This window comes from Achromobacter sp. ACRQX, from assembly GCF_022346505.1.
GTDB classification, from domain to species: Bacteria; Pseudomonadota; Gammaproteobacteria; order Burkholderiales; family Burkholderiaceae_B; genus Achromobacter; species Achromobacter animicus.
In genome coordinates, this window is record NZ_JAKRML010000035.1 from 48,760 (window position 1) to 73,484 (window position 24,725).

The following is a 24,725-nucleotide window of genomic DNA, read 5'->3' on the forward strand; positions in this document are numbered from 1 at the left end:
ATAAAGCACCATCAAGCCGCCCGAACCCCAATCGCCACCACCCTCGCGGTAAACCCCTTCAACAACTCCTCCCGCATCGCCTCGGCCCGCACCATCGACGCCTCCTTCACGTGCCCGTACCCGCGGATCTCCTCCGGCACGCTAGCCAACGCCACCGCCTTATCCAGATTCCCGCGATTCAACTTCCCCAGAATCGCCGTCACAGTCTCCCGATACTCCTTGATCAATTCCCGCTCAGCCCGCCGCTCCTTCGTATACCCGAACGGATCAAGCCGAGACCCCCGCAAAACCCGCATCCTTGCCAGCACCCGAAACACCTTCAGCATCCCCGGCCCATAAGACCGCTTCACCAGATGCCCATCCTTGTCCCGCCGTGCAAACAAAGGCGGCGCCAGATGAAAGCGCAGTTTCCAATCTCCCTCGAACTGCTCGCCCACCCGCTTCAAGAACTCCCCATCCGAATACAACCGAGCCACCTCGTATTCGTCCTTGTAGGCCATCAGCTTGAAGTAATACCGCGCCACCGCCACCGCCAGCCGGTTCGTGCCCGTCGCCTCCCGCTCCGCATGCACCACCTTGTCCACCAGATCCGTGTACTGCTTGGCATAGTCCGCGTCCTGATACTGCGTCAGGAACGCCTTGCGCACCGCCACCATCTGCGCCAATTCACCGGCGGGCTTCTTCAGATCCACCACCGGACTCGCCACCCGCGGCCGCGTGATTTCGATGATGTCTTCCGGCTGCGCGGCCGGCACTCCGCCATTGGCCATCAAGCGCGCCACCGCCGCCGGCTCGTGCGCTGCCCGCCGTCCCCACGCAAAGGCCGCAAGATTGTTTGCCACCTGTTGGCCGTTCAGCTCGATCGCCCGCAGCAGCGCCTCGCGCGACAGCGGAATCCAGCCCTTCTGGAATGCGTAGCCCATCATCAGCGGATTCGAATAGATCGCATCGCCCAGCAGCACCACCGCCATGGCTGCGGCATCCACCGCGTCAAGATTCTCCTTGCCGCAGGCGCTCTGCAGATCTGCCGTCAGATTCGCCCCCGGCACTGTCCAGCCCGGATTCGACACGAATGCCGCCGTCGGCGCCGTATCGCTGTTCAGCAGCACATGCGTGCGTCCCGGACTCACGCGCGCCATCGCCTCCGCGCTCGTCGCCACCACCAAGTCGCCGGCCAGCAGCAGATCCGCCTCGCCCATCGCCACGCGCGTGTTCAGCAGATGGTCCGGCGAGCCCGCCAACACCACGTGCGAAAACACCGCGCCGCCCTTCTGCGCCAGTCCCGCCATGTCCAGCACCGAACAGCCCTTGCCCTCCAGGTGCGCCGCCATGCCCAGCAGCTGCCCGATCGTCACCACGCCCGTGCCGCCCACCCCCGCGATGAAGACGCCATAAGGCACGTCCAGACTACGCACCCGGGGCGCAGGCACATCCTCGTCCGGCGCGTCGCCCGATTGCGCCAACGCGGGCGGCTTCTTCAGCTTGCCGCCTTCCACCGTCACCAGGCTCGGGCAAAAGCCCTTCAGACAGGAGAAATCCTTGTTGCAGCTCGACTGGTTGATCTTGCGCTTGCGCCCGAACTCGGTCTCCAGCGGCTCCACCGACAGACAGTTCGACTTCGACGAGCAATCCCCGCAGCCCTCGCACACCCGTTCATTGATGACCACGCGGCGCGCCGGGTCCGGATAGGCGTTGCGTTTGCGGCGGCGGCGCTTTTCGGTTGCGCAGGTCTGGTCGTAGATCAGCACCGACACGCCGGGATGCTCGCGCAGCTCGCGCATCACCGCGTCCAGTTCGTCGCGATGGCGCACGGGCACGTCCCGCGCCAGGTCGGTCACGTCCACATACTTGCCGGGATCGTCCGTCACCACCACGATCTTCTCGATGCCCTCGGCCGCCACCTGGCGCGTGATCATCGGCACGCTGATCGGGCCGTCCACCGGCTGCCCGCCCGTCATCGCCACCGCGTCGTTGAACAGAATCTTGTACGTGATCGGCGCCTTGGCCGCCACCGCTGCCCGAATCGCCAGCAGCCCCGAATGAAAGTAGGTGCCGTCGCCCAGGTTCGCGAACACGTGCTTTTCCTCGGTGAACGGCGCCTGCCCCAGCCACGGCACGCCCTCGCCGCCCATCTGCGTGAAGACGTCGGTGCTGCGGTCCATCCATCGCACCATGTAGTGGCAGCCGATGCCCGCCATGCCGCGCGAACCTTCCGGCAGGCGTGTCGACGTATTGTGCGGACAGCCTGAACAGAACCAGGGCTTGCGCTCTTCAACCACACGCGGTCGCGCCAGCGCCGCTTCGCGGGCACGGATGAACTCCACGCGAGCCTCGATGCCCGCGCGCACATCGTCCGGCAACGCGAACCGCAACAGGCGCGCCGCGATGGCCTTGGCGACCATCGCAGGCGAGAATTCGTAATGCGCCGGCAGCAGCCAGTTGCCCTGCGGCACGGACCACTCGCCGCCATCCTTGTCGTCGAACTTGCCCACCACTCGCGGAATCTTCTTGCCGCTGCCGATCCAGCTGAACAGCTCCTCTTTCAGCTGATATTCCAGCACCTGGCGCTTTTCCTCCACGACCAGGATCTCGTCCAGCCCTTCGGCGAACCGCTGCGTGCCGGCGGATTCCAGCGGCCACACCATGCCCACCTTGAAAAGGCGCAGGCCGATGCGCCGGCACACGTCTTCGGACAGGCCCAGGTCCGAGAGCGCCTGGCGCGTGTCCAGGTAGGCCTTGCCGGACGTCATGATGCCGAACCGCGCATCGCGCTGCGGCACCTCCCAAAGTTCGCGGTTCAGCCCGTTGGCGCGCGCATAGGCCAGCGCGGCGTACAGCTTGTAGTCCAGCAGCCGCGCTTCCTGCTGCAACGGCGTGTCGGGCAGCCGGATGTTCAGGCCGTCCGGCGGCAGCTGGAAGTCCTCGGGCAGCACGATGCGCACGCGGTGAGGGTCCACGTCGACCGATGCCGACACCTCCACGATGTCGGTGATGCACTTCATGCCCACCCACACGCCCGCGTAGCGGCTCATCGCCAAGCCGTGCAGGCCGTAATCCAGCACTTCCTGCACGCTGGACGGGAACAGCACCGGAATCATGCAGGCCTTCAGGATGTGATCGCTCTGGTGCGGCAGCGTCGAGGACTTGGCGGGGTGGTCGTCGCCCGCCACCACCAGCACCCCGCCGTGGCGCGCGGTGCCGGCTGCATTCGCATGCTTGAAGACGTCGCCGCAGCGGTCCACGCCGGGACCCTTGCCGTACCACATGCCGAATACGCCGTCGTACTTTGCGCCGGGAAAAAGGTTCACCTGCTGCGTGCCCCACACCGCCGTGGCCGCCAGGTCTTCGTTGATGCCGGGTTGGAACTCGACGTGGTGCGCCTTCAGATGGGCGGCGGCCTTCCACATGTTCTGGTCGACGCCGCCCAGCGGTGAACCCCGATAGCCCGATACGAAGCCCGCCGTGTTCAGCCCTGCCTGCGCGTCGCGCACGCGCTGCATCATGGGCAGCCGCACCAGCGCATGGATGCCGCTCATCCACGCGCGGCCGGATTGCAGGGTGTATTTGTCGTCGAGCTGGACGGATTCAAGCGCCGCGCGGACGGCGGGCGTAAGGGGGGCATTCATGTCTACTCCAACATCGGATGCCCCCACCAGCGTCGCGCGCCTCTTGCCAGAACGCACGCGGGCCAACAAGGGCCGTGAAAGTGAAGTCCTGATGCGTTCGCGCCTCTGCGGGCGGAATCGCGCTTGCCGCACCCGCCGCTCCGAAAAAACGGGGCCGGCTGGCGTTAGTCCTTTCGGTTGTAACCCCTGGCCCTCGGGCGGGCAATAGGGCGATGCGATAATTGCCGGCATGGACTTCGCCCCTCGCATCGTCGCCTGGCAGCGCCAGCATGGCCGCCACGATCTCCCCTGGCAGAACACCCGGGATCCCTACCGGATCTGGCTTTCCGAAATCATGCTGCAGCAGACGCAGGTGGCCACCGTCATTCCCTATTACGAGCGCTTTCTGCAACGCTTTCCGGACGTCGCGGCGCTGGCCGCCGCCTCGCAGGAAGACGTGATGCCCTATTGGGCCGGCCTGGGCTACTACGCCCGCGCCCGCAACCTGCATCGCTGCGCGCAGGAGATCGTGCGCGACTGGAACGGCCGCTTTCCGCCCACCGCCGAGGCCATCGCTACGCTGCCGGGCATAGGCCGGTCTACCGCCGCGGCCATTGCGGCGTTTTCGAACGGCGAGCGCTCGCCGATTCTGGACGGCAACGTCAAGCGCGTATTCACTCGCCACTTCGGCATCGCGGGCGACCCGGCCAAGCGCGAAGTCGAGCAGCGTCTCTGGGCGCTGGCGCATGCGCAGGTGGACGCGGCGCCCGGGCTGGACATGGCGGCCTACACGCAGGGGCTGATGGATCTGGGCGCCACGCTCTGCACGCGCGGCAAACCCGCCTGCGACAGATGTCCGGTGGCGGAGACCTGTGTTGCCCGCCGCGAAGGTCGACAGGCCGAACTGCCCACGCCCAAGGTGCGCAAGGCGATCCCCGAACGCGAGACCTGTATGTTGGTGCTGCGGCACCAGGGCGCGTTCCTGCTGCAACAGCGTCCCGAACCCGGCATCTGGGGCGGGCTGTGGAGCCTGCCGGAGTTTGATGCGGCGGGTGATCCCGACACCGCGTCGCGCGCGCTGGGGCTGGAGCCGGAACAGCGCTTCGAGCTGGCTGCCTTCGCCCACACGTTCACGCATTACCGCCTGCACATCCGGCCCTGGCTTGTGCCGGTGCGCGCGGTTGCCCTGCGCGAACCGGCGTTGCCGGAACGCTGGGTGCCTGCAGACAAGCTGGGGATGATGGCGCTGCCGGCGCCCGTCAAGAAACTGCTGCAGGGGCTGGTTGATGCCGGGATGCAGGACAGCCTGTTCGGCGAGGAAAACGCGGCGTAGCGATTCGGCGGGTTAACCGGTGTGAGCTTGAGCGGTGTCAGACACCGGTCAAACTACGACGCCGCCTCATTGAGGTTTCAGACACCCGCCCCGCTCAGCAGCATCACCAGCTTCAAATCCGGATGCGTCGCCAGCCGGAACGTGATCTGCTGGTACGCCAGCTTGCCGCGCTGCGGATGCTGGAATTCGCGCAGGCCGCCTTCGCGTTCCACCACGGCGTGCCGCGTCCACCAATGCGAGAAAACCACGCTTTGCCGGCTCAGGCTGTCCAGCAGCGCCAGCACCGCCGGTTCGTCCAGATGCGCGCCCGCGTCGGCGCGAAATTCAGCCACCACGCGGCGGGCGCGTTGGTCCCAGTCGACCACCAGTTCACGCGCCGCGGGATCCAGGAAGATGTAGCGCAGGAGGTTGGGCTCGGGATCGCGCTCGGGCCAGTGGTCGAACAGGTCGACCAGCGGCGCGTTGCAGGCCAGCACGTTCCAGGCGCGGTCCAGCACATAGGCGGGCGCGTTGATCGCGTTGACGCATTCCTGCAGCGGGCCCGGCGCGCCGCCGGCGTCGTCGCGGGCGTGCTGCGGGTCGGCGCAATCGGCAAGATCGAAGAGGTACGCACGCTCGGCCCGCGCCAACTGCAGCACGCCCGCGATGCGCGACCACACCGAGGGCGAGACCGACACCTCGCGTCCCTGCTCGATCCATGTGTACCAGGTGACGCTGATTCCACACAGCTGCGCCACTTCCTCACGCCGCAGGCCGGGCGTGCGGCGGCGCGACCCCTCGGGCAGACCCGCCATCTGCGGCGTGATGCGCGACCGCGCGCTGCGCACAAATTCGCCCAGCGCGTGACGGCGCAGATGCGAGCCTTCGTGGCCGGGGGTGACGGGCTGGGGGGAAGTGTTCATACCAGGATGAGTAATGGGCTTGTACGTGTATACGGGCCCGCCTATCTTAGCGCCTGCATCCTTTCGCAATCCCGAAAGAAATTCCGACAACGATCTCGACAGCATTCCGGGCAACATTCCGGCCAGGAATCCGCCCCCAACAGCCTTTCCGACACGAGGACCCCTCATGACCGCCAGCTCGCACGACGCCGCCGTCGACCGCCAATTCAGCCCCCGCGCCGCCGCCTACCTGACCAGCGCCGTCCACGCCCAGGGCGAAGACCTGCTGCAAATGGCCGCGGTCGCCGGCCAGCACCCGGACGCGCGCGTGCTGGACCTGGGCTGTGGCGGCGGGCACGTGAGTTTTCACGTGGCGCCGAAAGTGGCGCATGTGACCGCCTACGACCTGTCGCAGCAGATGCTGGACGTCGTCGCCGCCGAAGCCGCCAAGCGCGGGCTCGCCAATCTGGTGACCTGTCAGGGCAAGGCCGAGTACCTGCCGTTCGGCGACGCCGAGTTCGACCTGGTGATGTCGCGCTATTCCACGCACCATTGGCAAGACGCCGGCCGCGGCCTGCGCGAGGCTTTCCGCGTGCTCAAGCCGGGCGGCATTGCCGTCTTTGCCGACGTGGTGTCGCCGGGCGAACCGCTGCTGGACACCTGGCTGCAGACCATCGAAGTGCTGCGCGACACCTCGCACGTGCGCGATTACTCGGTGGCCGAATGGACCCGCATGCTGACCGAAGCGGGCTTCACGCTGCAGGAACTGGCGCCGCGCCGCCTGCCGCTGGAGTTTCAGTCGTGGGTCACGCGCATGCGCACGCCCGACACGCTGGTGGCTGCGCTGCGCCACATGTTCGGCATCGCGCCGGACGTCGTGCGCGCGCATTTCGACGTGCGCGAGGACGGGTCTTTTACGAGCGACACGGCGACGATTGTGGTGAGAAAGCCGGGCTGAATCAGTCCACTCTCGACGGCTCCATCGCGGCCAGCGCCCCCACCACGCCCAGGCTGCGCAGCAACTGCGCAGCCGCGCCCACCGCCCGCACAAACCGCGGCTCCTGGCCGAGGTCACCGAACACCGGCTCAAACCCCGTCATGACGCCCGCCCACGCCAGCATCGCCGCGGGCCCCTCGCCCGCCTGCTCCGCCGCCCGTTCGGCCTGCTCATACCGATGCGCCAGCGCTTCGGCCAACGGGTCCTGGACCTCATAGACACGCCCGGCCTCATCCTGTCCGCGCAGGAAAAGCAGCCACCCGGCCACGGCCAACGCAAGACCCGGCATTGGCGCATCCGCCGCCAGCCGGTCGCGCACCGTCCCCAGCAGCCGCTGCGGCAACTTCTGTGAGCCGTCCATCGCAATCTGCCGCGTCTGATGCCTGAGCGCCGGATTGGCGAATCGCTGCAACAGGCCTTGCCGGTACTTCTCGATATCCAGCCCCGGCAACGGCGGCAGCGTCGGTTCGATCTCCTGGCCCATCAGCGCGCCCAGGAACCGCCGCATGCCGGGCCGCGCCATCGCCTCGTCCACGGTGGCCCACCCCGCCATCACCGACAGATACGCCAGCGCGGAATGCGCGCCGTTGACCATGCGCAGTTTCAGCGTCTCGAACGGCGCGGCGTCCATCACGAAACGCGCACCGCCCGCGGTCCAGTCCGGCCGGCCCGCCGCGAAGCGGTCTTCGACAACCCATTCCAGATAGGGCTCGGCCACCACAGGCCACGCATCGCGCACGCCCAATGCCGCGGCGATCTCGTGCCGATCCGCGTCCGTCGTGCGCGGCACGATGCGGTCGACCATCGAGCAGGGAAACGCGCACGCCGATGCAATCCAGTCCGCCAACGCCGGGTCGACGCGCGCCGCGAACGTCAGCACCAGCGCCCGCAGCAAGTGGCCGTTGGCGGGCAGGTTGTCCAGCGACATGACCGTGATCGGCGGCAGGCCCATCGCGCGGCGGCGTTGCAGGCCGTGCACCACAAAACCGATGACGCCACACGGCGACTCGGGATTCGCGAGGTCATGCACGACGTCGGGATGATCCAGATTCAGCCTGCCGCTGGCGGGATCATGGCAATAGCCCTTCTCGGTGACCGTGATGCTGACGATGCGCGTGCCGGCGGCCGCGATGCGCGCCAGCACGACCTGCGGGTCCTCGGGCGCCACCAGCGTTTCAAGCAGGCAGCCGATGACACCCACACGCTGCCGCGACGCGCCGCTGCCGTCGGCATCGCGCAACGCCAGCGCATACAGGCCGTCCTGCGGCGCCAGCGCGTCGCGCGTGTCGGCGTGGCGCAGCGAGACGCCGCAAATGCCCCAGTCCGGCCCAGCTCCGGCGCGCAGCGCCGCATCGTTGACCGCTGCCAGATGCGCACGCGCGAATGCGCCCAGGCCCAGATGCACGATGCCGATGCCGAGCGCGTCCCGGTCATATCCCGGCCGCGCGACATGCGCGGGCAGGCCATCCAGCGCCCCCGCATTCAGCCGGCCGCCTTTGCCTACCAGTTCCATAGCGTGCCGTCGTGCTGCAGCCGGTTCACGGGCAGATACGCGCGCTGATACGGATATCGCGCCGCCAGCTTCTCGTCGATATCCACGCCGTGGCCCGGCGCCTCGCCCGGATACAGCATGCCCTGTTCGAACGTATACGAGTGGGGAAACACGGCATCGGTCTCGTCGGTATGCCGCATGTATTCCTGAATGCCGAAATTGGGCACCCACAGGTCGAAGTGCAGCGCCGCCCCCATGCAGACCGGCGACAGATCCGTGGCGCCATGGCAGCCGGTGCGCACCTGATAGAGCGACGCCATGTCGGCAATGCGCCGCAGATGCGTGATGCCGCCCGCGTGAACGACCGTGGTGCGGATGTAGTCGATGAGCTGGTTCTGCACCAGGTCCTTGCAGTCCCAGATCGTGTTGAAGATTTCGCCCACCGCCAGCGGCGTGGTGGTGTGCTGGCGGATCAGCCGGAAGGCCTCCTGGTTCTCGGCGGGCGTGGCGTCCTCCATCCAAAAGAGGCTGTACGGCTCCAGCGACTTGCCCAGCCGCGCGGCCTCGATGGGCGTCAGGCGGTGATGCACGTCGTGCAGCAGATAGTGTTCGAAGCCCAGCTTTTCGCGGATGCGTTCGAACAGTTGCGGCGCGTGGCGCAGGTATTTTTCGGTGGACCAGTCGTGCTCGCTGGGCAGGTCGGCGTCGGCGGGCTCGTAGAACAGCGTGCCGCGGCCCACGCCATAGACCTTTTCCAGCCCCGGCACGCCGCTTTGCGCGCGGATGGCGCGATAGCCCATGTCGGCGTAGCGCAGCACCTCGTCGACCGTGTGCTCGATGTCGGAGCCGTTGGCATGGCCGTAGACCATCACGCCGCTGCGGCTCTTGCCGCCCAGCAGCTGATACAGCGGCAGGCCGGCGGCCTTGGCTTTCAGGTCCCACAGCGCGGTGTCCACGCCGGCGATCGCGGTCATCGTGACCGGCCCGCGCCGCCAGTACGCGCCCTTGTACAGGTACTGCCAGATGTCCTCGATCTGATGCGCATCGCGCCCGATCAGGCAGGGGATGACGTGCTCGGTCAGGTAGGCGGCCACCGCCAGTTCGCGCCCGTTCAGCGTCGCATCGCCAATGCCGGTCAGGCCCTGGTCGGTTTCGATCTTCAGGGTCACGAAGTTGCGGCCCGGAGAACAGACAATCACGCGTGCATTCGTAATCTTCATCTTGGACTTCCGGCTACAGGAAAGGGACGGCCGCACAACGCGGCCGCAGGATCAGAACGTCACCATCACCTTCATCGCCTGGTTGCGATCACCCGCCAGCGCAAAGGCGTCATGCACGTGCGCGACGGGCACCGCCGCCGTCAGCAGCGGCGACACATCCACCAGGCCGCGGGCCAGGCAATCCACGGCCATCGCGTATTCGTCCACAAAGCGGAAGCTGCCGATGCACGACAGGCTCTTGACCATGATCTGGTTGAACGGGCAATCCGCGCTGCTGCCGGACAGCGTTCCCACCGTCACGACAACGCCACGCGGACGCGCCGCGCGCAGGCAGCTTGCCAGGCCGGCATAGCTGCCCGACGCCTCGAAACACACGTCCACCGTGCCCTTGCCCGCGGCCAGCGCGCCCAAGGCGGCCGGGTCCGTGGCCGCGTTGATGGTTTGCGTGGCGCCCACCCGGGCGCACGCCGCCAGTGTCTGGTCCACGATATCCACCACAATGACCCGGCTGGCGCCCGCCAGGCGCGCGGCCATCAGGATCAACGCGCCGATCGGACCCGCGCCGACCACCATGGCCGTCTTGCCCAGCAACGATCCCGCGCTGCGCACCGCATGCAGGGCGACGGCCAGCGGCTCGCCAAACGCAGCCAGTTCAAACGACAGCGAATCCGGCACGGGCACACACTGCCGCGCATCGACCACCACCTCTTCGCGCATCGCGCCCTGCATGTGCGGAAAGCGGCTGGCGCTGCCGAAGAAATGCACCGACTCGCAATGATTCGAATCGCCCTGCCGGCAATAGCGGCACACGCCGCAGGTGCGCGCCGGATCCAGCGCCACGCGGTCACCGGGCCTGACCGCAGTGACGTCCGCGCCCACCTCCAGCACCTGCCCGGACGCCTCGTGGCCCGGCGTCAGCGGTTCGCGAATGACGAAATCGCCCACCCGGCCGTGCCGGTAGTAATGCAGGTCCGATCCGCAGATGCCCACGGCCTTGACGCCGACGCGCACCTGCGACGGCCCCAAAGGCTGCGAGTCCGAGGTGTCCAGGCGCAGGTCCTGCGCCCCGTGGATCGTGCAGTTCAGCATCAGCGCCACCCCTGTGCAAATTCGCCGATCACGCGTTCCAGGTGATCGCGCATCGCCAGCCGCGCCTCCTGCGCGTCGCGGGCCACCAGCGCGCCGAAGATGCGCTGGTGATCGGCCTGCGACGCCTGGCGCAAGGCCTGCGTATGGAAATGCTGTTCCATCTTTTCCCAGACCGGCCCCCGGGCCTGATCCCACATCGACGTCACCGTCGCCAGCAGCACGCTGTTGCCGGTGGACTGGGCGATGCACAGATGAAAGCGGCGGTCGGCCTCGGCGTTGCCGTCCTTGTCCGTCATCCGGTCGCGCATGGCCGTCAGCGCCTCGAAGATGCGGTCCAGATCCGCATCGGTGCGGGTGGTGGCCGCCAGCGCGGCGATCTCGGATTCAATCAGGCAGCGGGCGCGAAGGAGCTCGAAGGGGCCGGCGCCCGCCTCCGGCATCGCGGACGGTCGGTTTGCGTCCGGTTCGCAGACATAGATGCCCGAGCCGCCGCGCACTTCCACCACGCCCTGCAGCTCTAGCGCAATGATGGCCTCGCGCACGGACGTGCGGCTGACGTCGAAGCGCTCGGCCAGCGCGCGCTCGGCCGGCAGCCGCTGGCCCGCGGCAAATTCCCCCTGCGCCACCAGCGCATGGATCTGCGCGGCCAACCGCAAGTAACCGCGGTCTGGTGCGACACGGCCGGCGGGGACTTCGGGCTTGGAGAGCGAATGCAACGTCATGGCGCCTCAAATTGGTCTGACCAAATCGTATTTGGTCCACCAATTTCCGCCATCGTGGTTTTCCACTACGCGCCGACCGGCAACGCTCGGGCAACGCCCAGACAACCGCCGGATCGCCTCTCGACAGCCCCCGCGCGGCCCCTGTATAGATACGGATCGAACGACAGCCAAGGAAAGCGACATGCCCAGCACGACCGACCAGCCCTTGCCCGCCAATCTGGCGGACCTGACCGTCACCGAGGCGGCAGCACACATCCGCGAGGGCCGCCTCACCAGCGTTGCGCTGACGCAAGCCTGCCTGGACCGCATCGACGCCCGCCAGGACCTGAACGCGTTCATCACGGTAGACCGCGACGGCGCGCTGGCGCAGGCGCGCGCCTACGATGCGGCGCCCGGCCACGGCCCGCTGGGCGGCGTGCCCGTCGCCATCAAGGACAACATCCACGTCGCGGGGCTGCCGAACACCGCTGGCACACCAGCGCTGAAAAACTTCCGCCCCGCCGAGGACGCGCCCGTCGTGCAGCGGCTGCGCGAGGCCGGCGCCGTCATCCTGGGCAAGACCAACATGCATGAACTGGCGTTCGGCGTGTCCGGCTTCAACACCGCCTTCCCCGGCCCGGATGGCGATGGCACGCGCAACGCCTACGACGCGCGCCTGATCGCTGGCGGCTCGTCGTCCGGCAGCGGCGCGGCGGTGGGCGCGCGGCTGGCGCCCGCCTCGCTGGGCACCGATACCGGCGCCTCGGTGCGCCTGCCCGCTTCGGTGAACGGCGCCGCCGGATTCCGCGCCACCGTGGGCCGCTACGACGGCGCGGGCATCACCCCCATTTCCCACACGCGCGACACACCCGGACCCATCGCCAACGACATGGCCGATATCGTGCTGCTGGATGCGATCCTCACGGGCCAGACCGAGCCGCTGGCGCCCCTGCCGCCCGAAGGCATTCGCCTGGGCCTGGCCGCGTACTTCTGGGCCGACCTCGATCCCGACGTGCAGGCGGTTTCAGAAGCCGCCTTGAACACGCTGCGCGCCGCCGGGGTGACGCTGGTGGAGCTGGACATGCCCGACCTGCCCGCCGCCAACGCGGCGGTCGGCATGCCGCTATGCCTGTTCGAGCAGAAGCCCGATCTGACGGCCTATCTGGCGCGTTATCACGTGGGGATGAGCTTTGATGAGGTAGTCGCGCAGATTTCCAGCCCCGACGTGAAGGGCATTTTCGACAACCTGATCGTGCCGGGCGTGCTGCCCACGCCGGACGGCCAGCTCCTGCCGTTGCAACCGTTGTACGAACAGGCCATCGCAGGCGGCCGGCGTGAGCTCATCGACGTCTATCGCCGCGCCTTCAAGGAACACGCGTTGGACGGCCTGCTGTTTCCGACCGTGCCGGTGCCGCCGCCCGCGTCCACGCCCGAAGCCAGCAGTTTCGAAACCTTTGCCCGCCTGGCGCGCAATGTGGATCCCGGCAGCAATGCCGGCCTGCCCGGCCTGAGCGTGCCGGCCGGGCTGTCGAATCAAGGCCTGCCGGTGGGATTGGAGATCGACGGTCTGCCGGGCGAGGACCGCAAGGTGCTCGCGATCGGCGTGGCCATCGAAAAGATATTGGGGCGCATCGCTGCGCCCCGGGTCCAGCCTTAGCCTCAGCCTGGGCTTTCGCGACAGTCAGCCGCGTTAGCCGAGGTTGGGCGCCAGCGTGCGCTTCAGGTCTTCGATGCTGCGGCCGCTGCGGCGGGCGTAGTCTTCGAGCTGGTCTTCGCCGATGACGCCCACGTTGAAGTACTGCGACTGCGGGTGGCTGAAGTAAAAGCCTGACACGCTGGACGCCGGGTACATCGCGTAGCTGTCCGTCAGCATCATGCCGATGTCCTCACCGTCCAGCACGCGGAACATGTCGGTCTTCACGACGTGTTCCGGGCAGGCCGGGTAGCCCGGCGCCGGGCGGATGCCCACGTACTTCTCGGCAATCATGTCGTCGTTGGACAGGGCCTCGTCGGGCGCGTAGCCCCACAGGTCCTGGCGCACGCGCGCATGCAGGCATTCGGCGAAGGCTTCGGCCAGGCGGTCCGCCAGCGACTTGAGCATGATGCTGGAATAGTCGTCCAGCGCCTTCTCGAATTCCGCTTCCTTCTTTTCGATGCCCAAACCGGCTGTGACGGCGAACATGCCGATGTAATCGACCTTGCCGGTGGACTTGGGCGCGATGAAGTCCGACAGCGACTTGTTGCTGACGCCTTCGCGCTTGGCGCCCTGCTGGCGCAGGTTGCGGTACGTGAACAGCACTTCGCTGCGCGTCTCGTCCTTATAAACCTCGATGTCCTCGTCGTTGACGGTGTTGGCGGGATAGAAGCCCACGACGCCATTGGCGGTGAGCCAGCGGCCTTCAACGATGCGCTTCATCATGGCCTGGCCGTCGGCAAAGACCTTGCGCGCCTGCTCGCCCACCACCTTGTCTTGCAGGATGGCGGGGTACGGGCCGAAGAGGCTCCAGGTCTGGAAGAACGGGCCCCAGTCCACGTACTTCGCGATCTCGGCCAGGTCGTAGCTCTTGAACGTGCGGCGGCCGATGAACTTGGGGCGCGGCGGCGTGTAGTTGTCCCAGTCGATCGCGGGACGCGAGGCGCGCGCCTCGGCCAGCGGCAGGATCGGCGTCGCCTTGCGGTTGGCATGGCGGCGGCGCACGTCTTCGTACTCTTCGGCCAATTCCGTCAGGTAGGCTTCCGACTGGTCGGACATCAGGTTGGTGGCCACGCCCACCGACCGGCTGGCGTCGGGCACGTAGATCACCGGGCCTTCGTAATTGGGCGCGATCTTGACGGCGGTGTGCACGCGGCTGGTGGTGGCGCCGCCGATCATCAGCGGCACCTTGCGGCTGCGGAAGTACTCGTCGCGCTGCATTTCCGACGCCACGTACGCCATCTCTTCCAGGCTGGGCGTGATCAGGCCGGACAGGCCGACGATGTCGGCGTTCTCTTCCTTGGCTTTCTCAAGGATCTGCGCGCAGGGCACCATCACGCCCATGTTCACGACTTCGAAGTTGTTGCACTGCAGGACCACCGACACGATGTTCTTGCCGATGTCGTGCACGTCGCCCTTCACAGTGGCGATGACGATCTTGCCCTTGGCGCGCACGTCGCCGCCCGCGGCCGCGATCTGGCGCTTTTCTTCTTCGATGAACGGAATCAGGTGCGCCACGGCCTGCTTCATGACGCGGGCGGATTTCACCACCTGCGGCAGGAACATCTTGCCTTCGCCGAACAGGTCGCCGACGACGTTCATGCCGTCCATCAGCGGGCCTTCGATCACTTCGATGGGACGGCCGCCGCGCGCTTCGATCTTCTGGCGCACCTCTTCGGTGTCTTCCACGATGAAGGCCGTGATGCCGTGGACCAGCGCGTGCGACAGGCGCTGCTCGACCTCGGCATTGCGCCAGGCCAGGTCTTCTTCCTTCTTGGCGCCGCTGCCCTTCACGCTGTCGGCAAACTGCACCAGGCGTTCGGTGGGCGTGCGCTCGTCGTCCGCTTCCGTCTTGCCGACGGGTTCCGGCCGGTCCAGCACCACGTCTTCCACCAGATCGCGCAGCTTGGCGTCCAGGTCTGCGTACACGCCCAGTTGGCCGGCGTTGACGATGCCCATCGTCATGCCTTCCTTGACCGCGTAATACAGGAACACGGTGTGGATGGCCTCGCGCATCGGCTCGTTGCCGCGGAACGAGAAGCTGACGTTGGACACGCCGCCCGAGATGCGCGCGTGCGGCAGGTTCTCGCGGATCCAGCGCGTGCCTTCGATGAAGTCCACGGCGTAGTGGTTGTGCTCGTCGATGCCGGTGGCGACCGCGAAGACGTTCGGGTCGAAGATGATGTCTTCCGGCGGGAAGCCTTCTTCCTCGACCAGGATCTTGTAGGCGCGGCCGCAGATTTCCTTGCGGCGCTCCAGCGTGTCGGCCTGGCCCAGTTCATCGAACGCCATCACCACCACCGCTGCGCCATAGCGGCGGCACAGGCGGGCGTGATGGCGGAAGGGCTCCAGCCCTTCCTTCATGGAGATCGAGTTCACCACCGCCTTGCCCTGCACGCACTTCAGGCCGGTCTCGATGACTTCCCACTTCGAGCTGTCGATCATGACCGGCACGCGCGCGATGTCAGGCTCGGATGCGATCAGGTTCAGGAAGCGGTGCATGCAGGCCACCGAATCCAGCATGGCCTCGTCCATGTTGATGTCGATGATCTGCGCGCCGTTCTCGACCTGCTGGCGGGCCACGGCCAGCGCCTCGTCGTATTTCTCTTCGCGGATCAGGCGGGCGAACATCTTGCTGCCCGTCACGTTGGTGCGTTCGCCCACGTTGACGAACAGTGTGTCTTCGTCGATGTTCAGCGGCTCCAGGCCCGACAGGCGGGTCTTGACGGCGATCTCGGGCACGACGCGCGGCGTCAGCGCCGTGACCTTCTCGGCAATCGCGCGGATGTGGTCCGGCGTGGTGCCGCAGCAGCCGCCCGACATGTTCACCAGGCCCGCGCGCGCAAATTCCTCGAGCAGCGCCGAGGTGTCGGCCGGGGTCTCGTCAAAGCCGGTCTCGGCCATGGGGTTGGGCAGGCCGGCGTTGGGATACACGCAGACGTAGGTGTCGCAGATCTTGGACAGCTCGGCCACGTAGGGGCGCATCAGCGCCGCGCCCAGCGCGCAATTCAGGCCGATGGTGACGGGACGCGCGTGGCGCACCGAGTTCCAGAAGGCTTCGACCGTCTGACCGGACAGGATGCGGCCGGATGCGTCGGTCACCGTGCCGGAGATCATCACCGGCAGGCGGATGCCGCGTTCCTCGAACACTTCCTCGGTCGCGAAAATGGCGGCCTTGGCGTTCAGCGTGTCGAAGATGGTTTCGATCAGGACGATGTCGATGCCGCCGTCGAGCAGGCCGTTCAGTTGCTCGATATAGGCGACACGCAGTTCGTCGAACGTGACGTTACGCGCGCCCGGGTCGTTCACGTCCGGCGAAATGGAAGCCGTCTTCGGCTGCGGGCCCAGCGCGCCCGCCACGAAGCGCGGCTTGTCGGGCGTGCTGTAGGCGTCACAGGCCTCGCGCGCCAGCTGCGCCGACACCAGGTTCAGCTCGTAGGCCAGTTCGGGCAGGTCGTAGTCACCCTGGGCGATCGTGGTGGCGCCGAAGGTATTGGTCTCGATGACGTCGGCGCCCGCGTCCAGGTACTGGCGGTGGATCTCGGAGATGACGTCTGGCCGCACCAGCGACAGCAGTTCGTTATTGCCTTTCACGTCCTTGCCGTGATCGGCAAAGCGCTCGCCGCGGAAGTCCGCTTCGCCCAGCTTGTAGCGCTGGATCATGGTGCCCATGGCGCCGTCCAGGATCAGGATGCGCTTGCCCAGCAGGCGGGCAAAGTCGCCGCCGCGGGTATAGGCTTCGGGAGGGTACGGCAGGCGGGGATACGACACGATCAGGTCCGGATTAGGTTGGCCACGGCAGCGCGGATGTGGCTAAAACGCGAAAAACGCCGAAAAAACAAGCCCTGATCGTAACAAAATGGGCCTTCGCGCGCCTCACGGTGATACAGTTTCGGCCCCGAACCGGTGCTTTCGGCGCATCAGGTTGGGCAAGCACGCAACACTTGCCCGCCGCGAGCGAAAGATAAACGGGAAACAGGAAGACGCCCCCGCAGTGCCGCGCCGCCCGCAAGGCCGCCGCAGCGCCGCCCGTCCAGCCTGTGCTGCCCCCGCAACGGTCCCCATGCGCGCCTGGCGCCCATGGCAGCCCGATACCGGCCTGTTCGCTCGTCAGGATGCCTGTTTCCCGCCACGCGGCCTTTCGGCTCGCCCGGCGCGCCGGCATCCTTCCCATCGTGAATGGCCTGCGGGGTCGCGGGCTGCACCGAGGTCTTGTAGATGAAAGCCCGCTCCATCCGGCGCTATGCCGGCGCCCTGCTCTGTTCCGCTCCGGCCATCGCCGCCGCCCAGCAAACCGCTCCCGCCCCGTCCGAACTCGACAGCATCACCGTCACCGCCCAGCGCGTGCCCACCGACGGCCGCACGCTGCCGGTGTCGATCTCGGTGATCACCGCCGAGGACATCGCGGCCAGCAGCGCGCGCACCATGCAGGACCTGCTGTCCACGCAGGCCGGCATCAACCTGATCAACACCACCAGCTCCAGCGACAACGCCATCGTCGACCTGCGCGGCTTCGGCATCACCGGCGCCAGCAACACGCTGATCCTGATCGACGGCGTCAAACAGAACACCAACGACCTGTCGGCGCCCAGCCTGGGCGTGGTGCCGCTGGATCAGGTCGAACGCATCGAAATCGTGCGTGGCAGCGGCTCCGTGCAGTACGGCGGCGGCACCACCGGCGGCGTGATCAACATCATCACCCGCTCCGACTTTGCCAAGGAACCGGTCACGGCCCGCGCCACCGCCACGTTCGGCAGCTACGGCCTGCGCCAGTACGACGCCGCGGTCGCGATGAACAACGAGAAGGTGGGCGTTGACGCCTACATGCAGTCGCTGCACAGCGACGGCTACCGCGACAACAGCGGCGAGCGCCGCGAAGGCGGCGGCGGCGGCATCACCTTCCGCCACAACGACGGCTCGATTCGCCTGTACGGCCGCACCACCACGCAGAAGCTGGAACTGCCCGGTCCGCGCACGATCAACCCGTTCACGGGCGTGAACGAATTCCAGGACGATCCGCGCGGCTCGAAGAACGACGTCGATTACGTCAAGACCACGACCACCACGTTTGGTCTGCAACTTGAGCAGGCCATCGGCGCCGGCGTGCTGTATTCGGACCTGTCGACCCGCGAGAAGAAGCTCAGCGGCCTGACTTACGACGGTTTCGGCGACACGCTGCGCGACCAGAAGCTGGAAGAGAACATCGCCAGCGTGCGCTACCGCCTGCCGATCAACGGCGGCCACAGCGTCGTCTTCGGCGCCGATGCGCAGGAAGCCAAGACCACCGCCGACCAGAACGCCTACTACGACTTCGAACCGTCGAAGTGGCAGTCGCGCCAGCATCAGTACGGCCTGTTTGCCGAAGGCCAGATCCGCGCCACCGACAGCACCTACATCACGGCGGGCGTGCGCCGCCAGTACGCGTCCGACGACCTGGAAGTGATTTCGGGCTCGGGCACGCCGTCCGACCGCAGCCACCACCTGACCGCGTGGCAGTTGGGCGTGCGCCAGGACCTGTCCGGCGGCTTCGGCCTGTACGGCAAGGTCGGCCGCAGCTTCCGCCTGCCCAACGCCGACGAACTGCTGTCGGTCCAGTCGCCGCTGGCCCCGCAGACGTCCACCGACAAGGAAATCGGCGTCACCTGGCAGTCGGCCAGCAGCAGCGCGCGCCTGTCGTACTTCCACTACGACCTGACCAACGAGATCCAGTACAACCCGCTGGCCGACGGCCTGTGGGGCCCGGGCACGGGCGCCAACACCAACCTGGATCCGACCCGCCGCCAGGGCATCGAGCTTGAAGGCCACACCGCGCTGTCCCGCAGCGTCACCGTGGACGCCAACCTGACCTGGATGGAAGCGCAGTTCCGCTCCGGCACCTATGCCGGCGTTGACCTGGCCGGCAAGACCGTGCCGCTGGCGCCCAAGTGGCTGGCCAACGCCGGCGTGACGTGGCGCCCCACCGATGCGTTCCTGTGGAACGTGTCGGCGCAATACGTGGGCAAGTCGCGCATGGACAACGACCAGGCCAACCAGTTCGACAAGGAACTGGACGCCTACGTGCTGTTCAACACCAAGGTCGCGTACAAGTTCACCCGCAACATCGAAGGCGCGGTGGGCGTGAACAACATCTTCGACCGCCAGTACGCCACGTACGGCATCCGCGGCGGCAACGCCTCGTTCGAGATGCTGGGTCCCGTCGCCAACTACAGCCTGTACCCCGCCCCCGGCCGCAACTTCTACGCGTCGCTCACGCTACGCTACTGATTGCCGCCTCGCGGACTGGGCTTGCCGGTCTGAGCCTTTGTTGAGGCTCAGGGTCTGCGCAGGCCCTTTTCTACATTTGTGCCCACCGACGGAGCCGCTGCATGACCTTTCGACGCGTCCTGACGACTGCCGGCGTTGCGCTGAAGCTGACCCTGACGTCGGCGTCAGGGTTGATGCGGGCGTTGGTGCTGGCGTTTGTGCCGACATTTGTGCCGACTTTGGTGCCGATCGTGGCATTGACCCTGGCGCTGTCTCCGCGGCTGTCCCACGGCGCCCCCGCCATCCAGGTCCAGGACGACCGCGGCCGCACCGTCACGCTGGACGCCCCCGCCCGGCGCGCCGTCACGCTGGCGCCCCATGCCACCGAACTCATCTACGCCGCCGGCGCGGGCGGATATATCGTCGGCACCGTCCTCGGCAGCGATTATCCGGCCGCGGCGCGCGCGCTGCCCGTCATCGGCGACGGCACGCAGCCGGACGCCGAGCGCGTGGCCGCCGCCCGGCCCGATCTTCTTATCGCCTGGCAACCGTCCGCCGCCGAACCGCTGACGCGCGTGATGGACAAGCTGGGCGTGCCCGTCTTCTACAGCGATCCGCTGACGCTCGCCGCCATCCCCGGCGCCGTCGAGCGCATGGGCCAGCTGTTCGGCACCGAGCCCGTGGCGCAGGCCGCCGCGCAGGACATGCGCGCCCGGCTGGATGCCCTGAAGGCGCGCTATGCCGGCCGCCGCCCGGTGCGCGTCTTCGTCCAGGCCGGCCTGGACCCCATCTACACCCTGAACGACAGCAGCATCGTCAGCGACGCGCTGCGGCTGTGCGGCGGCGTCAACGTCTTCGGCCAGGCGCCCATCGTCGCCCCGCAGGTCACGCTGGAAGGCGTGCTGGCGGCCCGGCCCGAGGCCGTGCTGGCCGGCGTTTCGCGCCCGGAGGACACGGCCAGGAACCTGGCCGCCTGGCAGACGATGGGCCTGCCGGCGGCGCGCCAGGGCCACGTCTACGGCGTCGATGCCGACGCGCTGTACCGGCCCGGCCCCCGGCTGATCGACGCGGCCGAGACCCTCTGCGCCGACCTGGACCGGGTGCGCTGACGCGCGCGATCCGCAAATAGTGGAACGCGCGGGCCAGTGCCCGGCCCTGCCGTCCGGCGGACTGCTTTATCATTCGGCATCAGTCAGCCAGTCCCCCGCGGGCCTCGCATCGTGCGCGCCCGCCCTTTGAAGCACCGCCATGACCACACAAGACACTCTCACCATCGCCGGCCGCGCCTATTCGTCGCGCCTGCTCGTCGGAACCGGCAAGTACAAGGACTTCGAACAGACCCGCGCGGCCCTGGACGCCAGCGGCACGGAAATCGTCACCGTCGCCATCCGCCGCACCAACATCGGCCAGAACGCCGGCGAGCCGAACCTGCTGGACTACGTTCCCACCTCGAAATTCACGCTGCTGCCCAACACGGCCGGCTGCTACACCGCCGACGACGCCGTGCGCACGCTGCGCCTGGCCCGCGAACTGCTGGACGGCCACGACCTCGTGAAGCTCGAAGTGCTGGGCGACCCGCACACGCTGTTCCCCAACATGCCCGAAACCCTCAAGGCCACCAAGACGCTGGTCGATGAAGGCTTCAAGGTCATGGTCTATTGCACCGACGATCCCATCCAGTGCCGCATGCTGGAAGACATGGGCGCCGTGGCCGTCATGCCGCTGGCCTCGCTGATCGGCTCCGGCATGGGCATCCTGAATCCCTGGAACCTGCGCCTCATCATCGACCAGGCCCGCGTGCCGGTCGTGGTCGATGCCGGCGTGGGCACCGCGTCCGACGCCGCCATCGCCATGGAACTGGGCTGCGACGCCGTGCTGATGAACACCGCCATCGCCGGCGCGCGCGACCCCATCCTGATGGCCAGCGCCATGAAGAAGGGCGTGGAAAGCGGCCGCGAGGCCTTCCTGGCCGGCCGCATGCCCAAGAAGCTGTACAGCGGCGCGCCCAGCTCGCCCACCGAAGGCCTGATCACCGGCGGTCCCGCAAAATGAATTCCCGCCAGCCGGCCGCCAGCGGCCGTCCGATCCCCAACGCGCTGACCATCGCCGGCGTCGACCCGTCCGGCGGCGCCGGCATCCTGGCCGACGTCAAGGCCATGAGCGCGCTGGGCGCCTACGGCTGCGCCATCATCGCCGCGCTCACCGCGCAGAACACGCAGGGCGTGACCGGCATCTCGCCGGTGCCGCCCGCCTTCGTCGGCCTGCAGATCGACACCCTGTTCACCGACGTGCGCATCGACGCGGTCAAGATCGGCATGCTGGGCCAGCGCCCCGTCATCGAGGTCGTGGCCGAAAAGCTCGCCAAATGGACGCCCGCGCACATCGTGCTGGACCCGGTCATGGTCGCCAAGAGCGGCGACCTGCTGCTCGAGAACGATGCCGTCGGCGCCATGCGCGAAGCCATGCTGCCGCTGACCACCCTGCTCACGCCCAATCTTCCCGAAGCCGGCGTGCTGCTCGAAGAGCGCCCCGTCGAGACCGTCAAGGAAATGCGGCGCGTGGCCGAGCGCCTGCGCAACAAGCTGGCGCATTCCGGCGAACGCTGGGTGCTCGTCAAGGGCGGCCACCTGCCCGGCAGCGAAACCATCGACCTGCTGCATGACGGCGACCGCATGATCGAACTGCCCGGCCACCGCATCGACACCGCCAACACCCACGGCACCGGCTGCACGCTGTCGGCCGCGCTGGCGGCGCTGCTGCCACAAATCGGGGACGTACCGGAATCCGCCAAACGCGCCAAGGCCTACCTGACTGAAGCCATCCGCCACGCCGAGCGCCTGTCGGTCGGCTCGGGCCACGGCCCGGTCCACCATTTCCACGGCTGGTGGTAACGCCCCTTTCAGACTGAGCTCAACGGCGCCCCACGGGGCGCCGTCTGCTTTTGCGGGCTCCGCGCCGCGTCTGAAACATCTGCCGCACGGGCGCGCCGTCACAGGACGCTACGAATCGGTACAATGGCCCGTTGATTCCTCTGTTTTTTCTGACCGTCATGAACGCTTCGACCCTGCCCGACGTAGAACAAGCCCGCTTCAATATGGTGGAACAGCAGATCCGCCCGTGGGACGTCCTGGACGCCAACGTGCTGCAAGCGCTGTTCGATGTGCGCCGCGAACAATTCGTTCCGCCGGCCCTGCGTGGCCTGGCGTTTTCCGACCTGGAGCTCCCGCTCGAGATCAACGCGGTCAACACCCGCGAGAACATGCTCGCCCCCAAGGTCGAAGCCCGTCTCGCGCAGGAACTGCTGCTGACCAAGTCCGACTGCGTGCTCGAAATCGGCACCGGCTCCGGCTACCAGGCCGCCCTCCTGGGCTACCTGGCGCAACAGGTCACCTCCGTCGAAATCGACAGCCGCCTGGTGACCTTCGCGCAGCAGAACCTGCAGATGAACAACGTCACCAACGTCAAGGTCGAAACCGGCGACGCCCGCAATGGCTGGGGCTCCACCGAATACGACGCCATCCTGGTCACCGGTTCCGTGCCGGTCGTGCCGGACGCGCTGAAGTACCAGCTGCGCGTGGGCGGCCGCCTTGTCGTGGTGGTTGGCCAAGCCCCCATCATGACCGCCTGTCGCATCACCCGCACCACCGCCGCCAGCTTCGAAACCGTCAAGCTCTTCGAAACGGTCATCAAGCCGTTGCGCGGCGTCACGGTGTCGCAGTTCAAGTTCTAACTCCGCGACCTCGCCGCCTTTTGCCCGGCCCCCATGGGGCCGGCGTCACGTCCGGCGGCCCGGCGTATCGTTGAAAGATCATGCGCGTCCGCTCACTTACGGCTTTACTGGTTTTCACCTGCGCCGCAAGTGCCGGCCCGCTGACCGCGTCCGCCCAGAACCTGGTCCAGGTCTGGCAGGCCGCGCTGGGCAATGATCCCACCTACGCCGCCGCGCGCGCCAACTACCGCGCCGGCCTCGAAAAAGAACCCCAGGCCCGCGCCCTGCTGCTGCCCCTGATCACCGCCGAAGCCGGCGGCGCCTACCAGGAAACCCGCAGCACCCGCGGCCTGTCCTACGCCTACAGCGGCGGCCGCGGCGTGTGGGACCTTGCGCTTACCCAGCCGCTCTTCGACTGGGGCCGCTGGCAGAACTTCGAACAATCCAAGCTCATCGTCGCCGACGTCGAAGTGCAACTCCAGCAGGCATACCAAGACCTCTTGCTGCGCGTCGCCGACGCCTACTTCAACGTCCTGTACGCCCAGGACACCCTGACCGCCACCGAAGCCGAAAAAACCGCCGTCGCCGGCCAGCTTGAATCCGCCAAGCGCAACTTTGAACTCGGCAACGCCACCATCACCGACACCTACGAGGCCCAGTCGCGCTACGACCTCGTCGTCGCCCAGGAACTGCGCCTGCAGAACGACCTGGAAGTGCGCCGCGACGAACTCGCCAAGATCATCGGCACCCAGCCCGGCGCCCTGGCCGAACTACCCTACGGCGTGCAACTGCCCGCCCCCCAGCCCGCCCGCATCGCCGACTGGAGCAACCAGGCCGAAACCTCCAGCCTCGAAGTCCTGCGCGCGCAATTGCTGACCCGCATCGCCGGCCGCGAAATCCAGATCGCCAAGAGCGGCCACTACCCCACCCTGAACCTGCGCGCCACCAGCGGCAGCGCCAGCGACGCCGTCATGCGCAACGCCGCCCCCGGCAAGCCCATCGACAACACCATCGGCGTGGTCCTGTCCATCCCCCTGTACTCCGGCGGCGGCGTGTCCTCGCAGGTCACGGAAAAGGTCGAACTGGAACAGAAGGCGCGCTACGACTACGAAACCGCCCGCCGCCAGGCCGTCCAGGCCACCCGCCAGTACTACACCGGCGTCACCAGTGGCCTAGCCCGCATCCAGGCCCTGGAAGCCGGCGAAAAATCTAGCCGCGCCGCGGTGGAAGCCAACCGCACCGGCTACGAAGTCGGCGTCCGCATCAACCTGGACGTTCTGAACGCGCAGCAACAGCTCTACGCCACCCAACGCGACCTGGCCCTGGCCCGCTACAGCACAGTGCTCTCCAGCCTGCGCCTGAAGGCCACCAGCGGCATCCTGGCGGAATCGGACCTGGAAGCGATCAACCGGCTGCTGCGCGCTCCGCGCTGAGGGCGCAAGTGGCGACGGGTGACACCCGAGCACCGGTGACGCGCCAAGGTCGCGCCACCGGTGTCTCCACCAGCGCGCGAGCGCACACCGCCACGACGCCCACCGCCTCGATGCCGATTGCCGCCGCCCGGGCGGCAGCAATTCGGCGGCCCCGCAGATCCCCTGCCCCGTCCACAGGTCTTACAGCGCGCAAACCAAAGACCCTGGCAGCACGGCGTCGTGGTCACCGGGGAGGCGAGCGCCGTCGATGCGCCCGAGGGAATCTGAAGCTCAATAGTCGTCCTGCACGACACCCGTGACGAAGAAACTGTCTTCGTGGCCGCACTGTG

General features: G+C 67.4%; 16 protein-coding genes. 9 read left to right on the plus strand and 7 right to left on the minus strand.

The window, feature by feature from the left end:
• Positions 1–11: 11 nt before the first annotated feature.
• Positions 12–3,626, minus strand: coding sequence for an indolepyruvate ferredoxin oxidoreductase family protein (locus MHZ91_RS24385; protein WP_239216099.1), 3,615 nt, complete (start codon positions 3,624–3,626; stop codon positions 12–14).
• A gap of 229 nt (positions 3,627–3,855) precedes the next feature.
• On the opposite strand from MHZ91_RS24385, the gene mutY reads away from it, so the two are divergent.
• Entirely contained in the window at positions 3,856–4,938 is a 1,083-nt protein-coding gene (gene mutY / locus MHZ91_RS24390) for an A/G-specific adenine glycosylase (RefSeq protein WP_239216100.1), read from the plus strand.
• 77 nt (positions 4,939–5,015) lie between these two features.
• On the opposite strand, the gene MHZ91_RS24395 is transcribed toward mutY, so the two are convergent.
• Positions 5,016–5,840 carry a helix-turn-helix transcriptional regulator gene (locus tag MHZ91_RS24395; RefSeq protein WP_239216102.1) on the minus strand — a complete coding sequence of 275 codons (825 nt, stop codon included), beginning with the start codon at positions 5,838–5,840 and terminating at the stop codon, positions 5,016–5,018.
• 166 nt (positions 5,841–6,006) lie between these two features.
• Between MHZ91_RS24395 and MHZ91_RS24400 the strand changes: the two genes are divergently transcribed.
• Positions 6,007–6,777 carry a class I SAM-dependent methyltransferase gene (locus tag MHZ91_RS24400; RefSeq protein WP_239216104.1) on the plus strand — a complete coding sequence of 257 codons (771 nt, stop codon included), beginning with the start codon at positions 6,007–6,009 and terminating at the stop codon, positions 6,775–6,777.
• A 1-nt stretch (position 6,778) separates the two neighbouring features.
• Here MHZ91_RS24400 and MHZ91_RS24405 read toward each other — a convergent pair whose 3' ends face one another.
• The 4 genes from MHZ91_RS24405 to MHZ91_RS24420 are packed head-to-tail and all read right to left on the minus strand — an operon-like array spanning position 6,779 to position 11,339.
• Positions 6,779–8,329, minus strand: a complete 1,551-nt coding sequence (locus tag MHZ91_RS24405; RefSeq protein WP_239216106.1) for a mannitol dehydrogenase family protein — start codon at positions 8,327–8,329, stop codon at positions 6,779–6,781.
• Positions 8,317–9,528, minus strand: coding sequence for a D-mannonate dehydratase ManD (gene manD / locus MHZ91_RS24410; RefSeq protein WP_239216108.1), 1,212 nt, complete (start codon positions 9,526–9,528; stop codon positions 8,317–8,319). The genes MHZ91_RS24405 and manD overlap by 13 nt, the downstream gene beginning before the upstream one ends.
• Before the next feature lie 51 nt (positions 9,529–9,579).
• Entirely contained in the window at positions 9,580–10,617 is a 1,038-nt protein-coding gene (locus MHZ91_RS24415; protein WP_239216110.1) for an L-idonate 5-dehydrogenase, read from the minus strand.
• Positions 10,617–11,339, minus strand: coding sequence for a FadR/GntR family transcriptional regulator (locus tag MHZ91_RS24420; RefSeq protein WP_239216112.1), 723 nt, complete (start codon positions 11,337–11,339; stop codon positions 10,617–10,619). The genes MHZ91_RS24415 and MHZ91_RS24420 overlap by 1 nt, the downstream gene beginning before the upstream one ends.
• 181 nt (positions 11,340–11,520) lie before the next feature.
• Here MHZ91_RS24420 and iaaH point away from each other — a divergent pair, with 181 nt between their 5' ends.
• Positions 11,521–12,975 (plus strand): indoleacetamide hydrolase, encoded by a 1,455-nt coding sequence (iaaH, locus tag MHZ91_RS24425; protein ID WP_239216114.1) that lies wholly within the window; start codon positions 11,521–11,523, stop codon positions 12,973–12,975.
• 33 nt (positions 12,976–13,008) lie between these two features.
• On the opposite strand, the gene metH is transcribed toward iaaH, so the two are convergent.
• A complete protein-coding gene (gene metH, locus MHZ91_RS24430) occupies positions 13,009–16,782 on the minus strand; it encodes a methionine synthase (RefSeq protein ID WP_239216116.1) in 3,774 nt (1,257 codons plus the stop codon).
• A gap of 447 nt (positions 16,783–17,229) precedes the next feature.
• On the opposite strand from metH, the gene MHZ91_RS24435 reads away from it, so the two are divergent.
• The 6 genes from MHZ91_RS24435 to MHZ91_RS24460 all read left to right on the plus strand — a co-directional run bounded on the left by MHZ91_RS24435 (position 17,230) and on the right by MHZ91_RS24460 (position 24,396).
• On the plus strand, positions 17,230–19,275 hold the full coding sequence (locus MHZ91_RS24435) for a TonB-dependent receptor (protein ID WP_239216117.1): 2,046 nt from the start codon (positions 17,230–17,232) through the stop codon (positions 19,273–19,275).
• Between the two features lie 173 nt (positions 19,276–19,448).
• A complete protein-coding gene (locus MHZ91_RS24440) occupies positions 19,449–20,363 on the plus strand; it encodes a cobalamin-binding protein (RefSeq protein WP_239216119.1) in 915 nt (304 codons plus the stop codon).
• 139 nt (positions 20,364–20,502) lie between these two features.
• A complete protein-coding gene (locus MHZ91_RS24445; protein ID WP_175125167.1) occupies positions 20,503–21,306 on the plus strand; it encodes a thiazole synthase in 804 nt (267 codons plus the stop codon).
• A complete protein-coding gene (gene thiD, locus MHZ91_RS24450) occupies positions 21,303–22,145 on the plus strand; it encodes a bifunctional hydroxymethylpyrimidine kinase/phosphomethylpyrimidine kinase (RefSeq protein WP_175125166.1) in 843 nt (280 codons plus the stop codon). Before MHZ91_RS24445 ends, thiD begins: the two co-directional genes overlap by 4 nt.
• 158 nt (positions 22,146–22,303) lie before the next feature.
• The gene (locus tag MHZ91_RS24455) at positions 22,304–22,984 is read left to right on the plus strand and encodes a protein-L-isoaspartate O-methyltransferase (protein ID WP_056327622.1); all 681 of its coding nucleotides are present in this window, start codon (positions 22,304–22,306) and stop codon (positions 22,982–22,984) included.
• Positions 22,985–23,064: 80 nt separating this feature from the next.
• On the plus strand, positions 23,065–24,396 hold the full coding sequence (locus MHZ91_RS24460; RefSeq protein WP_175186039.1) for a TolC family outer membrane protein: 1,332 nt from the start codon (positions 23,065–23,067) through the stop codon (positions 24,394–24,396).
• Positions 24,397–24,725 lie beyond the last annotated feature (329 nt).